We start from the raw sequence: 14,330 nt of genomic DNA on the forward strand, positions 1-14,330 counted from the left end.
CTAAAGTTCCCTCATGGCCACATTGCGCGAGAGCATCATCGACGAACTAGGCGCGAAGCCGTCCATCGAGCCGGCGGCCGAAGTCCGCACCAGGGTTCAGTTCCTGAAGGACTATCTGCTGTCCACTCCTGCCAAGGGATACGTGCTGGGCATCAGCGGCGGGCAGGACAGCACACTGACCGGTGCGCTCGCTCAGCGCGCGGTGACAGAACTGCGCGAGGAGGGCCACAGCGCCGAGTTCGTTGCCGTTCGATTGCCGTACGGCGAGCAGGCCGACGAGTCCGACGCGCAGATCGCGCTCGGTTTCATCAAGCCCGACCGCAGCCTGACCGTCAACGTCAAGCCAGGAGCCGACGCCACAGCCCGTGAAGCTTCCGAGGCCCTGGGCGACGGTGAACTGCGAGACTTCGTGCGCGGCAACATCAAAGCTCGAGAGCGCATGATGATCCAGTACGCCATCGCCGGCCAATTGGGGTACATCGTGATCGGCACCGATCACGCTGCCGAGGCCATCACGGGATTCTTCACCAAGTTCGGCGACGGCGGAGTCGACATCACCCCGCTGACCGGCCTGAGCAAGAGGCAGGGCGCCGCACTGTTGCAGGAACTGGGCGCGCCCGAGAGCACGTGGCGCAAAGTGCCCACCGCCGACCTCGAAGACGACCGCCCCGCCCTCCCCGACGAGGTGGCGCTTGGACTCACCTACGCCCAGATCGACGACTACCTCGAAGGCAAGGACGTCTCCACGGAGGTATCCGACAAACTCGAAAAGATGTACCTGAACACCCGTCACAAGCGGACCGTTCCGGTTACCCCGCTCGACACCTGGTGGCGTTAGCCCCCAATTCCTATAGATGCACGGCGCCCACCTTCCGAGAGGAAGGTGGGCGCCGTGCTTCGTTCTGCTGTTATCAGCTGGCCGAGAGGCTGCCGAAGATGTTGCCCAGGCTGCCGAACGGGCTGGCAGGCTCGTCCTTCAGCGCGAAGTTGGTGGTGCAACCGTTGAACTTCACGGCGTCGACGTGGGTCAGCCCGGCATCGGCGCGACCGATACTGACGCCGTAATGCTCAACCGTAGCGTCGGGGTTTGCTGCGGCGATTGCCGCGAGGTCCGTCGGAACGTTCTTAGGGGCACCGCCGATGTCACGGGTACTGATCCACTTGCCGTTCTGGATGTTGGTGTGTGCTCCGCCGTTGGTGGTGTCAACGGAGTCGTTTCCGTTTGCTACCCAGTACACGGTCGCAAATCCATTGTCAGCCGGGTTCGTGGTGCCGCTCAGACGCAACTGGAACGATGCCTGTGAACTGGCTGCCTTCTCTGCGAAGCCGATCTCCGTCTTGACGGCGTCAGAGAGCTTGATCGAGCCGGCGGAGTGGTACGACACCGAACGGTTGTCAGGCGAGGGTGCGGTGATCTCCAGCTTCAGTGAACCATCCGTATCGAGGACATCGGTGTCCGAGTAGAAGGCAACCTGCTTCTTCTCGTCGTCGAACGGAATGCCCCAGCCATTGGGGGTTGTCTCGGTCGACAGTGCCGAGCAGGTGAAGCCTGCGGCGGGGGCATCGGAAGAACCGAGTGAGCCGGTGGTCGCTCCGGCAAGTGCCGGAGCCGTCAGCGCTGCTGCGCCGACGAGAGCAAAAGCGAAACCGAGACGACGTGTGGAATTGCGGGACATGTAAGTACCTTTCACCATTCACGGGGGGAATTACGACAAAAGGTAACACATGAATTTGGCGAAAATTCTGACTCGGAAAATCCCTTGTCATTCATGTGAATGACGCATCTACCTGGATACCAAAAATGTTACATCCCCCAAAAGTATGAGTTCAGTCAGACAATTCCGACTAATCAGAACGACAATCAAATGTCAGTCAAACACCGAGGTAAAATGCGCTGACCAGCACAACGAAGCTGCGTCGCAAATCGGATCAACACGTCATACCGGGCCTCTTAGGACATCCGATCTCATCATTTAGGTCGGTACCTGTCAGCGACAGTAAACCGCAAAAGAATTTTGAGGTTTATTTTGATCGACAGCTCTAGCCGCCCGCGAAAGGCGGCAAAATGTCTACCGCAGGCCCCGCGACGCGACCGGTATCACGCGTCAATTCCTCGCCGACGAGATACGCAGAAACGGACAAAACGCGCTTCATGTCGGGGCCGTATTTGTCAGACAGAACAGCAACAAGATCAGCGAGCGTGCTTGAATGCGGCAGCGCGAGTGTCTCGCTACGACACCCCGACACGTCTGCGGCTGCAGCGAAGTATCGAACCGACATCGATTCCGAATCAGCCACCGATTGCACCCATACTTCTCTCCGGCGGCACAAAGCCTTCTGCCGCAATCCCATGACCTGCCCACTTGTTCCACATTGCGCCCCGCCACAGATCAGCGATCTCATCGTCACCGCCGCCTGAACGCAGTGCTGCTCGCAGGTCCACTTCACGATCGCTGAACAGACATGACCGAATAGTTCCCTCGGCTGTCATACGTGTCCGATCGCAGTCGGCGCAAAAAGATCGAGTCACCGAAGCGATAATTCCCACCGTCGCCGGACCGCCGTCGATTTTCCATTCCTCGGCCGGCGCACTGGGGTCGTCACGCCCGATCGCGGTCAAAGTGAATCGAGTGCCCAATACGGTGAGAAGTTCCTCGGCGGTCACCATGTTCTCTCGCGCCCACGTGTGATCGGCGTCGAGGGGCATCTGCTCGATGAATCGCAATTCCACGCCGGCGTCCACGCACCAGTGGAGAAGCTCCGCCGCCCCGCTCAACGTCTCACGCATAAGAACGGCGTTCACTTTCAGTGGAGCCAGACCTGCTCGCGCCGCAGCGTGAATTCCCGCTAACACCGACGGCAGTCTGTCGCGGCGCGTCAGTTCTGCAAAATGCGCGCGATCCACTGAATCCAAAGAGACATTGACGCGGGTCAATCCGGCTGCCGCTAATTGCTGCGCGCGGTGTTCCAATCCGACCGCATTAGTAGTCATTGCCAAAGGAATTCCGGGAACACGCTCAGCACAGCCGGAGATAATCTTCTCGAGATCTTTGCGCATCAACGGTTCGCCGCCGGTAAAACGAACTTCTCGAATGCCGAGACGATCGACTCCGATACCTACAACGCGAACAATCTCTTCGGTGGACAACAGATCTTCAGTGGGAATGACCGGCAGGCCTTCCTCGGGCATGCAATATGTACAACGCAGTGAACACTTTTCGGTGATCGAGATTCGCAAGTCACGGGCAACGCGCCCGAACTTGTCGATCAATACGTCGGTGTCGGGCCGGCCCGTCATCGACGCGGGATTGCCACGGACAGAATTGCTCCGGACAGTGGGGATCCCCACCACCACCGGAGTCATCGCTGCACCAGGTTCCACATCACTCCAGTATGGCGCAGCGGGCAACGGGAAGTGTCACTCGTATCACTCGACCTGGAACCAGACCATCTAGAATCGGACCATGTCGAGGCTATCGCTGTGAGCGCACGTTCCGTCGAAGACCATCAAGAGCACGTATCCGGATTGCTGGCCGGGTTGCACACTTTGGCACCCACCGCCCTGCCCCTCACCGAGGCGCTGGGGTCGATAGTCTCGGCGGACGTCACCTCCCCTGTCGATCTTCCTCTGTTCCGCAATTCGCAAATGGACGGCTACGCCGTCGACGCCGAGTCCGTACGCAACACGCCCGTCACACTCGCTGTGCGAGGAGTTCTCGCAGCGGGTAGTGGCACTCCCCCGAAACATCTCGCGGGCTCGGCATTTCGGATCATGACCGGCGCGCCCATGCCCGAAGGCGCAGACACCGTCGTCCCGGTCGAAGACACCACCGGCGACTCGAAGCACGCCGTCACGATCAACCGTGGACGCGCCGCCGGAGAGTTCGTCCGTGAACGCGGAAGCGACATCACGGCTGGCATGCTCCTGGTTCGAGAAGGCACTCGCCTGGAACCGCGGCACATCGCGGCACTCGCGGCCGTTGGCGCAGCAACTGTCATCACATACACACCGCCACGGGTCGCCGTCATCACTACTGGCGCCGAATTGAAAAGCGCAGGAACACAACTCAACCCCGGCGAGATCTACGACTCCAACGGGCCCGCCCTGGCGAGCTTGGCCCGCGCCAACGGGGCCGACGTCGTATCCATCGCCCGCAGCACCGACGATCCGGATGTGTTCCGCGAATTACTCTCGTACGCAACATCTGTCGCAGACCTTGTCTTCACCTCCGGCGGTGTGTCCATGGGCGACTTCGAGGTCGTGAAGGAAACGCTGCAACCCCTCGGTGCTGCGTTCGGTCACGTCGCGATGCAGCCGGGCGGTCCGCAGGGCTCAGCTGTGGTCAACGAGGTTCCGATACTGAGCTTCCCCGGAAACCCGGTGAGCACAATGGTGTCGTTCGAAGTGTTTGCACGCGAGAACATCAGACGCGCCGCCGGACTGCCACCCATCGCATCCGAACGTCGCCCCTTGACTGCCGCGCTGCGATCAATCCCCGGCAAGCGCCAGTTCCTCCGCGGACGACGCTCCGGCGACGGCGTCGAACCGGTGTCCGGCACCGGCTCCCATCTTGTTGCCATGATGGCCTGGGCGGACGTACTTCTCGACATTCCCGCCGACGTCACCGCACTTGATGCCGGAACACCGGTAAGCGTCATTCCGCTCTCTGCCTGGAACTGAAAACGCTGGAACTGAAAAGGACGGTAAGGACTTTCAATGACCGAACTGACACACGTCGACGGCGACGGCCGCGCCCGCATGGTCGACGTGAGCGCAAAAGCCGAGACGACGCGCATTGCGGTGGCCGCAGGTGAACTGGTCACCACTGCGGAAGTCATTCGCCTCGTCCGGGCCGACGGAATGCCCAAAGCCGATGTCCTCTCGACAGCAAGGATCGCCGGCATCGCGGGCGCAAAGAAGACGTCCGAGCTCATTCCGCTGTGTCATCAACTCGCGTTGTCGTCCGTCAAAGTGGAGTTCGGGTTCACCGAGACCTCGATCACCGTCGAAGCTACGGCCAAGACTCGCGGGCAGACGGGCGTCGAGATGGAGGCGCTGACAGCGGTTGCCGTGGCCGGGCTCACGTTGCACGACATGGTCAAAGCCATTGACCCCGCTGCCACCATGAACGGCGTCCGCCTGCTCACCAAAGACGGCGGTAAACGCGGACATTGGACGCGCGAGAGCGACCCGGCTCCTGAATCTGGCACTGCCCCAAACACATTCGACACCACGCGCACCGCGGCCGTCCTTGTCGCGTCTACCGGTGGCGCCGCCGGGACCCGCCCCGACACAACCGGCCCGGTCATCGAACAATGGCTCCGGGATCGCGATTTCGAAGTGCGCGGCCCACTGGTCTACGCCGACGCCGACATCGCCGCGGGCATCGACGACGCCAGAACCGGTTCCCCAGCCCTGATCATCAGCACCGGCGGAACCGGCGCTTCTCCCACTGATGCCACGCCCGAAGCGACGCTTGCCGTTCTCACCCGCGAACTACCGGGAATCGCGGAAGCGATCCGCACAAAGGGGCTCGAAAAGACCCCACACGCCTCGCTCAGCCGCGGAGTGGCAGGACTCACAGAGCGCACTGTCATCGTCAATCTGCCCGGATCTCCGGGCGGCGTGAAGGACGGACTTGCCGTCCTCGACCCCATCATCGATCACTTGCTCGCGCAGGTTGCAGGCGGAGGAATGCACGATGACTGAACTGCTCGCACGAATTTCCGAACATCCGATTCAAGCCGCCACCGTCGACGCTGCCGTCGCCGGACCGAAGAACGGCGCAGTTGTCGTCTTCACCGGCACGGTGCGCAATCATGATGGTGGCCAAGCTGTTTCAGCCCTCGAGTACCAGGCACACCCCGACGCCGAACGGTTTCTGCGCACCTGCTGCGAGGAAGTGTCGGCTTCTACCGGCCTACCCGTCGCAGCGATTCACCGCGTCGGACATCTCGAGATCGGCGACCACGCTTTGGTTGCCGCGGTCGCTGCCCCACATCGCGCGGAAGCGTTTGCAGCGTGCGCCGAACTGGTGGAACGAATCAAGGCCGAAGTGCCGATCTGGAAGCGTCAGCGCTTCGCCAGTGGCGTTTCCGAGTGGGTCGGGTTGTAGAGAAGCCGCGCGGTCCAGGTAGACTTAGCATCACTAGGTGTCCGAAAGTGGGCACCCAGCGTCGAAAGAACGCAACTTCAGTTCGCGAAGAGTGCTTAACGCACCCGCACTTCTTACGGCGAAGAAGCCTGCCGACCGGCAGCGCCGCCACCACTGTGCTTGATTGTCAGATACGGCTGTTTTGCCGTGTCGGCATCCGGGCACGCAAAGTGCCCCGAAAGGCTCTGAACACACTTGTCCGACACCTCGACTGTCACCACTACCGCTACCTTCGCTTCCCTCGGTGTACGTCCGCCGCTGGTCAAAGCACTCGAAGACGGCGGAATCACCTCCCCCTTCCCGATCCAGATCGACACCCTCCCCGACACTCTGTCGGGACGCGACGTCCTGGGCCGCGGAAAGACCGGCAGCGGTAAGACGCTTGCCTTCTCCATCCCCATGGTCTCGCGCCTCGCGGGTGAATTGGCCGGCGGCAAGCGTCGTCCGGGCCGCCCGCTCGGACTGGTTCTCGCGCCGACCCGCGAGCTCGCCACCCAGATCACCGCAACCCTCGAGCCGCTTGCCGCGGCCTACGACCTGCGCGTCACCACCATCTTCGGTGGCGTCTCGCAGCACCGTCAGGTCCAGGCACTCAAGGCCGGAGTCGACATCGTCGTCGCGTGCCCCGGTCGCCTCGAAGACCTCATGAAGCAGAAGTTCGTAAGCCTCGACGCCGTCGAGATCACGGTCCTCGACGAGGCCGACCACATGGCCGACCTCGGCTTCCTGCCCGTTGTCACCCGCATTCTCTCGTCCACTCCGGCCGACGGCCAGCGACTGCTGTTCTCCGCCACCCTGGACAACGGCGTCGACAAGCTCGTCAAGCGTTTCCTCAAGAACGAGGTCATGCATTCGGTAGACGAGGCCAACTCCCCCGTCGCCGCGATGACGCACCACGTGTTCGACGTCGACGGCGTCGAAGCGAAGAAGGCTCTGGTGGAGAAGCTGGCGTCCGGCACCGGCCGACGCATCCTCTTCATGCGCACCAAGCACCAGGCTCGTAAGTTGGCTCGCCAGCTCACCGAGTCGGGCATTCCGTCCGTCGACCTGCACGGCAACCTGTCGCAGGCTGCCCGCGATCGCAACCTTGCCGCGTTCTCCGCCGGCGAGGCTCGCGTTCTGGTTGCCACCGACGTTGCCGCTCGCGGCGTTCACGTCGACGACGTCGAGTTGGTTGTGCACGTCGATCCCCCGGCCGAGCACAAGGCGTACCTGCACCGCAGTGGCCGTACCGCTCGCGCCGGCAGCGCCGGTGACGTAGTTACCGTCGTCCTGCCCGAGCAGCGCAAGGATCTCGCGATCCTCATGCGCAAGGCAGCTATCAAGGTGACGCCCGTTCGATCGACTGCGAACTCCGAGCACGTCGTGAAGCTTGTCGGCGACATCGCACCGCATGTCACCCCCGCACCCAAGGCTCCGGTGGCACCGCAGGGCGGCGGCCGCGGATCTCGTCCGGCACGTTCCGGTCAGGGCGGTCAGGCTCGTAGCGGCCAGGCACGTTCAGGTCAGGGCGGTCAGGCTCGCAGCGGCCAGGGTGGTCAGTCTCGTGGCGCGCGGTCCGGCGGCGCAGGCCGGGCCCGTACCGGTGGACGTCCCGCGGCCCGCTAACCGCGAGCGGACAACTCAATAGGTTTCGAAATGGACAGCGTCGGCCAATGGCCGGCGCTGTTTCCATCCGAAGCGCTCGAGATCCGGAACCTGTTGGAACTGAGTTACTTTCCCGATGCACAGCCAGGCAATGGGCCTCACCGGAGCCGGAATGTTCATCAGTTCGGTGAGGTATTCCTCGTCGTAGAACGACACCCACCCGATGCCGATGTCCTCGGCAACCGCGGCCAGCCACAGGTTTTGAATTGCGAGAACTGCAGAGAACAAGCCGGTGTCGTCGACCGTGTGACGGCCGAGAATGTTGGGGCCTCCGCGCGACGGGTCGTAGGTGACAACGATCCCGGTACCGCTTTCCGTGATCCCCTCGATCTTGATGGGGTCGAACGTCTCGCGCCGATCGTCAGGCAGAGACTGAGCAAAATTGACCCTCGCCTCCGCGACGTGCGCGGCAAATGTCGAGAGCGTGTCCGGATTGCGGACCACCACAAAATCCCACGGCTGCGTGTTCCCGACGCTCGGCGCCCGATGTGCCGCGTCGAGGATGCGCATCAGCACATCGTCCGGAATAACCTCACCGGAAAACTCTGCCCGCACGTCGCGCCGGCGCCGGATCGCTTCGTACACAGATACAGCTGATTCACTCACGCTCCGACGGTATAGCGGTGCAATCCCAGCATCGCATCGGGGTGCGACTCGACTCCCTCGACGCGTATGCACTCACTCAACGTGTCCCGGACGACTGCACTGTCCATGCCACTGCCGATCACGACCAACTGTGTAGTCCGCGGCTCGCCGGCCTTCCACCGTAATGGTGTGATTCGCACGTGATCACCCACTGTCTGTACTTCGAATTTGCCTGTGTAACCCCGGATATCGAAGTTCACGAACCCCTTGATCCGGTACACACCGGCCGGTTGGTTCTCGAGAAATTTTGTGACGGCGCGCGCATCGAGCGCCGTGTCGGACACAAAATCGACTGCCTCGTAGTGGGTGTGAATGTGGTCGTGATGATCGTCGCGCAGCAGTTCGTCGAGGCTCATCTGCTGACCAGGTAACGGCTGCGGCGCGGCCGCGAAATCGAACAGCAGAGCTGGGTCCACGCGAGAGTGAGTCGTGTCCACAATCGGCGCTCGGGGGTTGAGCCCACGAATCACCTCCGTGAAGACCTCGTGCTCCGCAGAGTCGACGCAGTCGATCTTGTTCACGACGAGTAGATCCGCTAACCCGACGTGCTGATCGAGCTCGGGATGGGTGCTACGTGTCAATCGGAAGTTGGCCCCGTCGACTACAACAACCAGGCCGCCGTACACGACCCGCGGATTCTCGCTGCCCAGCACCAACCTGATCATGTTGCGCGGCTCCGCCAGCCCGCTGGCTTCGATGACGATGACGTCGATCTCGGATTGGCTGTGCGCCAACTTGTCGAGCATCTCGTCCATGTCGGAGACATCGACCGCGCAGCACAGGCACCCGTTGCTCAGTGAGAGCGTCGAGTCGACTTGGCCGGCCACCATCATCGAATCGATGTTGACCGAGCCGAAGTCGTTGACGATGACCCCGATGCGCACACCGTTGTTGTTGTGCAGAAGGTGATTGAGGAGCGTCGTCTTTCCCGAACCCAGAAATCCTGCGACGACGATCACGGGAATCTGTTTTTTCACCAAGAAATCCTAGGCACCACGCAATCCTAGCGGGCCGTCAGATTGTGCAGAGCGGCTGAATCTCCTTCTTGCCTTCGGTTGTCGGTGACGTCACGATCGTGCATGCGTTGTACCCGCGACTCTCGGCAACTCGGCGTATCTCACTCCACCCCGCGGCATCGACTGCGGGTGAACGCGACAATACAAACCCGGACGTTCGAAGCGGGTCACCCACCAGTGCCCACGAGTAGTCGTCGGCAATGTAGGTGACGATGTAGTTGGGCGGCCCGTCCAGTCCATCCTGAAAAGGTACGCCCGGGAAACTGACATGAAGTTGCGCTGCGGACTGCGTATCGGTAACCCGCGCATTACCGGCGATGCCGCTCTGGTCCCCAGCCCAGGTCGTGCACGTATTCTGCACGCTCACATTCGACGAGTCGAGCACCTCGTATCGCGCCCGGGTGTCCTTGGCGCACATCAGGTTGAACGGCTGAGGCACCGCTGCCAGCTGGTACCAGTCGCCGACGTAGCGTTCGACATCCAATTTTTCGACGGGTGCCAACGGCTGCCACAAGTCCGCTGACATCGGAGCTGCCTGCGCCGGCATGGCCGTCATCGCCATACCGACACCCGCTCCGACTGCCGCAATCGCACATCTCCCCGACCACTTCATGTCATTGCCTTCCGTTCGTTTGTTTTCTCGCCTGACATTCGGAGCGGATGGTCCCGCGGATTGGTCGTATGGAAAACTACTTTTGGTTTGTTATAGACCTCGATACCCAACCTTCTGTAGTCTTTGCTAATAAGTAACTGATAGCTGGAACGGAGCGTCAGACATGAACGTGGTCGATCTAGGGCTCGAACGGACGCGGTATGCCGTCATCGACGAAACCATCGAATCGCGGTGGCGCCGCGTCACCTCTATGCAGCACGACACCGTTGCCGTCGTCACCCCACGGGATCAGATCACGTTCGCAGATCTCGAAGTCCGCGCAGACGCACTCGCGCGTGAACTCGATATTCGCGGGCCGCACGGCCGCTGTCCGGTAGCTGTCGAACTCGACCCCACCGCCGAGGCCGTTGTCCGCATCCTTGCCACACTGATCTCCGGTCGGCCACTCGTCATGATCGACCCGCAGCTGCCGCCGGCCAGGCGCGAGCACATCCTGTCCACGTCGGGCGCGGTCTCCATCGCGACAATCCTCGAACACGCCGCTGCCACTCCGTTCCGTTTCGGCAACGCACTCGAGTCACTGAGCTCCGATCCAGCCATGATCGCATTCACTTCCGGCACCAGCGGCGCACCCAAGGGAGTGGTGCTCAGCCATTCGATGTGTCTGAACAAGGCGGACGAACTTGCCGCCGCCATCGATCTCCGACCGGACGATCACATCGGGAACCTTCTGCCCGTCAGCTTCGGCGCGGGTATCACCGCACTCATCATGGGTTTGATGAACGGTGTCACCGTGTATTGCTGGGACCCCCGCGTCGACGGCAGTTCCACCCTGGGCAGTTGGCTCCGGAGAAACTCGATCACCACAGCTCATTGCGCACCGTCGTTCCTGCGGGCGTGGACGCAGCAGAATGCCGCCGAACCGGGCGCAGATCCCCAGAGTTCCCTACGCGTTGTCGTTACCTACGGCGAGGCTGTTCATGGCGACGACTACCAACGTCACCGTGATCGCGGGTTCGCGGACGTGACCTATGTCAACTGGATGGCAACCACGGAAACGGGGGTCGTCGCCTACAACGCCTTTCCTCCCGCAGCCACGTTCCCGGCGGGCATCGTCCCCGCCGGTCGAGCACGTGACGGGAAGGACGTCCGGATAGTCGATTCCGAGGGCAACCAGCTGCCCGACGGCGAGATCGGCGAAATCCATGTCATTTCCAGCGACTTGGCCGACGGTTATCACGGCGACCCGGAGCGGACAGCGCAACGATTCACACCGCTGGCCGACGGCATCAGCCTGTATCGCACCGGCGACCGCGGATGCATCGACAGCGACGGCGAACTGCAACTCAAAGGCCGACTCGACGATGCTGTGAAAATTCGTGGATACCTTGTCGAACCCACCGAAGTCGACGTCGCCATCCGCGCGGTGGCCGGCGTCGTCGATACGGCCGTGATCGTTCGGACCGAGAACGACCACCCAGAGCTCTGCGCATACGTCGTGAGTGATTCACAGCGAATTGCTCTGTCTCCCGCGGAGATTCGACGCGCGGTATCTCTGAGCCTGCCCGGCTGGATGGTTCCCCGCCACATCGTGATGCTGGCCTCGATTCCCCGCAACGAACGCGGAAAGATCGATCGCAACGCGCTGCCGACACCGGCGCCGGTCGCTACCTCCACCTCCACCGCCACGCCGACTCTCGAGACCGTCACCGAATTTCGGGTGGCCATCATCTGGTCCAAGATCATCGGGATCGAATCACTCGACCGTGACGACGACTTCTTTGCCCTCGGCGCAGATTCACTCGCTGCCGCAGAAATGCTCGCCGCACTACGAGCCGCTGTACTGGTCACCGTCAGCGCCGCCCAGTTTGCCGGCGCCACCACCATCCGCGAACTCGCCGCGCTGGTCGACGCGATGCTGCGCAACAAGAAGCGTGACGAAGGCCGGGCATCTGTGCTTGTTCCCCTTGCCACGAGCGGTTCCCGAACTCCGCTCTTCCTGATCACCGGAGCCGGTGCGCCTGCACTGAGCTTTCTCGCGACAGTGCAGGCGATGTCCGGTGATCGACCTGTGTACGCATTGCAAGCACACGGGATGGAATCTCGCGGGCTCCCCGATCGCACCGTTGCCAAGATGGCCGACCGATACATCCGTGAGATCAGGAAGGTCCGTCCGCACGGCCCGTATGTGCTCGGCGGCTACTCCCACGGCGGGTTTGTCACCCTCGAAATTGCGAATCGCCTCCACGCGGAAGGCGAGATCGTCGAACAGGTGGTCATTCTGGACACTCGGTTGCGGGAGAACATGATCGGGCCGCGGCCTGACACCACTGAGCCGCCGGCGCCATCGGAATCCGGCGAGCCGGTGCTCAATGCCCGAGCCCGGACCTCGAAAACATCGGTTCTGGGTATCTGGCTCCGGTACCAAGTCGCGGGCATCATGCAGTTCGACCCGTCGATGCAGTGGTACCTCTTCTACCATCGCGGACTGGCGTCCCTGCGCAAGTACGCGCCAAGCCCGTATCGCGGTTCGGTTACGGTCATCCGCGGCGACAACAACCGACAGGATGCACACGATTGGTCGGCCATCGCCACCGGCCAGATCACTTTCGAGGATGTAGCCGGATCGCACGAAGACATTCTGCGGGCCCCGTACGCCGTTGCTACTGGCGAGGCACTCGAGCGGGCATTGAGCTAACGGCCGAAGCGACAAAAAAGAGCAGGTCAGACATTTTGTCTGACCTGCTCTTTTTGGTGGAGCTAAGGGGACTCGAACCCCTGACCCCCACACTGCCAGTGTGGTGCGCTACCAGCTGCGCCATAGCCCCGTATTCAGTTCGAACTCGCAGGCGGTTGTTCTGCTTGCCGCTTGCTTGAAGAAAGTTACACCACTTGCGCGGTGAGCAACAAATCGCCTGGTCAAGCTGGTGCGACCGCTCCGGGTTTCAGAGCGGCCGCACACTGCTTCAGGAGGTGAACTGCGAAACCCAGTCACTGTTCTTGGTGCTGACGATCTTGCCGTCGGCGATAACCGTCGGGGTGCCCGTTCCGCCGGCGGCGGAGAGTGCCTCGCTGGCTGCAGCAGCATTGGCCGCAGCGGCCTCCACGTTGGCTCCAGAGGAGATGCACGTAGTAGCTGCATCCGATGCACCGGCTTCGCCGGCTATCCGAGCCAAATCGTCGTTGGTGTGATCACTCTTGCCGCCTTCAGACGGTTGGTTGTCCGGAGAGAAGAGTGTGGTGTGCAGATTCGAGTAGGCAATCGCGTCGCCGTCCTGCGCGACGCACAGCAATGCGGCGCCCGCGCGGGTGGAGTAATCACCGCTGCTCGATGCCCGGTTGAGGAAGTTGAGCATGTGATAGCGAACAGCAACGTCACCGGCGTCGATAGCTGCCGATACCGATTGGCCACTCAAGTGCTCGAGTGCAGCGCACGCCGGGCACAGCGGGTCTTCGAAGATGTCGAGAGTGGTACGTGCGTCCGGTTTTCCGATCAGCACGACGCCGTTGTCCTCCACGGTGACAACCACCTCGGAGTTCTGAACCGAGCCGTAGCCGTCGTTTTGCACCTTGTTCTTGCTCGACTGCCACAGGACACCGCCGATGACGAGGGCTGCGATCACCAGGACCGCGATTCCACCGATGACATAGGTGGACCGACTCGACACCGGTTCCGGTTTGTACTTGTTGTTCTTGGCGCTCACGCTGATGCAGTCCTTCGTGCGTCGAAACGATTTTACCGAGGGGTTACCTTCCCCGGGTATTCACCTTGCCATTGAAGACTGTGCTTCAACTGAGAATGCGGTACGTGATCCCTGTCCCAATGCGAGCGGTGACCGTGGGAAGAAACACAACCACAGGGCCAATGCCAGGAATCCGATGTCGCGCAGGATCTCGCTGAGGTAGTCCCACGCGTCGACGTCGGCAGCTCCACCTCCCCCGAAACAGCCGCAGTCGATGGACAATCCGCGTGCCCAGACCGAGATGATCACGCTGATGAGCACAACCAGCATGAGAACCGACACTGCAGCCGACGCTCGTACGGCGAGGCCTACGAGCAGCAGTAATCCGAGAACGATCTCGACCAACGGCATCGCAATCGCCACGGGGCCGACCAGGCTCTCGGGCAACAATTGATACGCCCGGACGGCGATCTTCGTCTGAACGGGATCGAGGAATTTGATGCCACCCGAAATCAGCCACACGGCTGCCAAACCCAAGCGGGCCACAAGACTCACGATGCGAATAGCCACG

General features: G+C 61.8%; 14 protein-coding genes and 1 tRNA gene. 6 read left to right on the plus strand and 9 right to left on the minus strand.

Annotated elements, in window-relative coordinates; all coding sequences use genetic code 11:
• The first annotated feature begins 13 nt into the window (after positions 1-13).
• Complete coding sequence (gene nadE / locus EEB13_RS02010; RefSeq protein ID WP_033231106.1) at positions 14-838, plus strand: ammonia-dependent NAD(+) synthetase; 825 nt, start codon at positions 14-16, stop codon at positions 836-838.
• Positions 839-911: 73 nt separating this feature from the next.
• Here nadE and EEB13_RS02015 read toward each other — a convergent pair whose 3' ends face one another.
• The 3 genes from EEB13_RS02015 to moaA all read right to left on the minus strand — a co-directional run bounded on the left by EEB13_RS02015 (position 912) and on the right by moaA (position 3,364).
• Entirely contained in the window at positions 912-1,676 is a 765-nt protein-coding gene (locus EEB13_RS02015) for a hypothetical protein (RefSeq protein WP_116101516.1), read from the minus strand.
• Positions 1,677-2,040: 364 nt separating this feature from the next.
• Positions 2,041-2,298, minus strand: coding sequence for a MoaD/ThiS family protein (locus EEB13_RS02020; protein ID WP_141484489.1), 258 nt, complete (start codon positions 2,296-2,298; stop codon positions 2,041-2,043).
• Positions 2,291-3,364 carry a GTP 3',8-cyclase MoaA gene (gene moaA / locus EEB13_RS02025; RefSeq protein WP_141485516.1) on the minus strand — a complete coding sequence of 358 codons (1,074 nt, stop codon included), beginning with the start codon at positions 3,362-3,364 and terminating at the stop codon, positions 2,291-2,293. Before moaA ends, EEB13_RS02020 begins: the two co-directional genes overlap by 8 nt.
• A gap of 117 nt (positions 3,365-3,481) precedes the next feature.
• On the opposite strand from moaA, the gene glp reads away from it, so the two are divergent.
• The 4 genes from glp to EEB13_RS02045 all read left to right on the plus strand — a co-directional run bounded on the left by glp (position 3,482) and on the right by EEB13_RS02045 (position 7,763).
• Positions 3,482-4,681, plus strand: coding sequence for a gephyrin-like molybdotransferase Glp (glp, locus tag EEB13_RS02030; RefSeq protein ID WP_141484490.1), 1,200 nt, complete (start codon positions 3,482-3,484; stop codon positions 4,679-4,681).
• A gap of 36 nt (positions 4,682-4,717) precedes the next feature.
• The gene (gene moaCB, locus EEB13_RS02035; protein WP_141484491.1) at positions 4,718-5,710 is read left to right on the plus strand and encodes a bifunctional molybdenum cofactor biosynthesis protein MoaC/MoaB; all 993 of its coding nucleotides are present in this window, start codon (positions 4,718-4,720) and stop codon (positions 5,708-5,710) included.
• Entirely contained in the window at positions 5,703-6,116 is a 414-nt protein-coding gene (locus EEB13_RS02040) for a molybdenum cofactor biosynthesis protein MoaE (protein WP_033231110.1), read from the plus strand. The genes moaCB and EEB13_RS02040 overlap by 8 nt, the downstream gene beginning before the upstream one ends.
• Positions 6,117-6,350: 234 nt before the next feature.
• Positions 6,351-7,763 (plus strand): DEAD/DEAH box helicase, encoded by a 1,413-nt coding sequence (locus EEB13_RS02045; RefSeq protein WP_033231111.1) that lies wholly within the window; start codon positions 6,351-6,353, stop codon positions 7,761-7,763.
• 15 nt (positions 7,764-7,778) lie between these two features.
• Here EEB13_RS02045 and bluB read toward each other — a convergent pair whose 3' ends face one another.
• Genes bluB through EEB13_RS02060 form a run of 3 tightly spaced genes read right to left on the minus strand, consistent with a single transcriptional unit; the run spans position 7,779 to position 10,076 of the window.
• Positions 7,779-8,408 carry a 5,6-dimethylbenzimidazole synthase gene (gene bluB, locus EEB13_RS02050; RefSeq protein ID WP_033231112.1) on the minus strand — a complete coding sequence of 210 codons (630 nt, stop codon included), beginning with the start codon at positions 8,406-8,408 and terminating at the stop codon, positions 7,779-7,781.
• Positions 8,405-9,427: a CobW family GTP-binding protein gene (locus tag EEB13_RS02055; RefSeq protein ID WP_141484492.1), complete on the minus strand. Its 1,023-nt coding sequence runs from the start codon at positions 9,425-9,427 to the stop codon at positions 8,405-8,407. The genes bluB and EEB13_RS02055 overlap by 4 nt, the downstream gene beginning before the upstream one ends.
• 34 nt (positions 9,428-9,461) lie before the next feature.
• The gene (locus tag EEB13_RS02060; protein WP_033231114.1) at positions 9,462-10,076 is read right to left on the minus strand and encodes a lipocalin family protein; all 615 of its coding nucleotides are present in this window, start codon (positions 10,074-10,076) and stop codon (positions 9,462-9,464) included.
• A gap of 163 nt (positions 10,077-10,239) precedes the next feature.
• Between EEB13_RS02060 and EEB13_RS02065 the strand changes: the two genes are divergently transcribed.
• The gene (locus EEB13_RS02065) at positions 10,240-12,774 is read left to right on the plus strand and encodes an alpha/beta fold hydrolase (RefSeq protein ID WP_141484493.1); all 2,535 of its coding nucleotides are present in this window, start codon (positions 10,240-10,242) and stop codon (positions 12,772-12,774) included.
• Positions 12,775-12,828: 54 nt separating this feature from the next.
• On the opposite strand, the gene EEB13_RS02070 is transcribed toward EEB13_RS02065, so the two are convergent.
• From EEB13_RS02070 to EEB13_RS02080, 3 genes are all read right to left on the minus strand, one after another.
• Positions 12,829-12,904 (minus strand) — tRNA-Ala (locus EEB13_RS02070).
• Between the two features lie 138 nt (positions 12,905-13,042).
• Positions 13,043-13,780: a DsbA family protein gene (locus tag EEB13_RS02075; protein ID WP_033231116.1), complete on the minus strand. Its 738-nt coding sequence runs from the start codon at positions 13,778-13,780 to the stop codon at positions 13,043-13,045.
• Positions 13,781-13,840: 60 nt separating this feature from the next.
• The gene (locus tag EEB13_RS02080; RefSeq protein WP_033231117.1) at positions 13,841-14,329 is read right to left on the minus strand and encodes a MauE/DoxX family redox-associated membrane protein; all 489 of its coding nucleotides are present in this window, start codon (positions 14,327-14,329) and stop codon (positions 13,841-13,843) included.
• Between the last annotated feature and the right edge of the window lies 1 nt (position 14,330).

The organism is Rhodococcus sp. WS3 (genome assembly GCF_003797085.1).
Taxonomy (GTDB): Bacteria; Actinomycetota; Actinomycetes; order Mycobacteriales; family Mycobacteriaceae; genus Rhodococcus_F; species Rhodococcus_F globerula.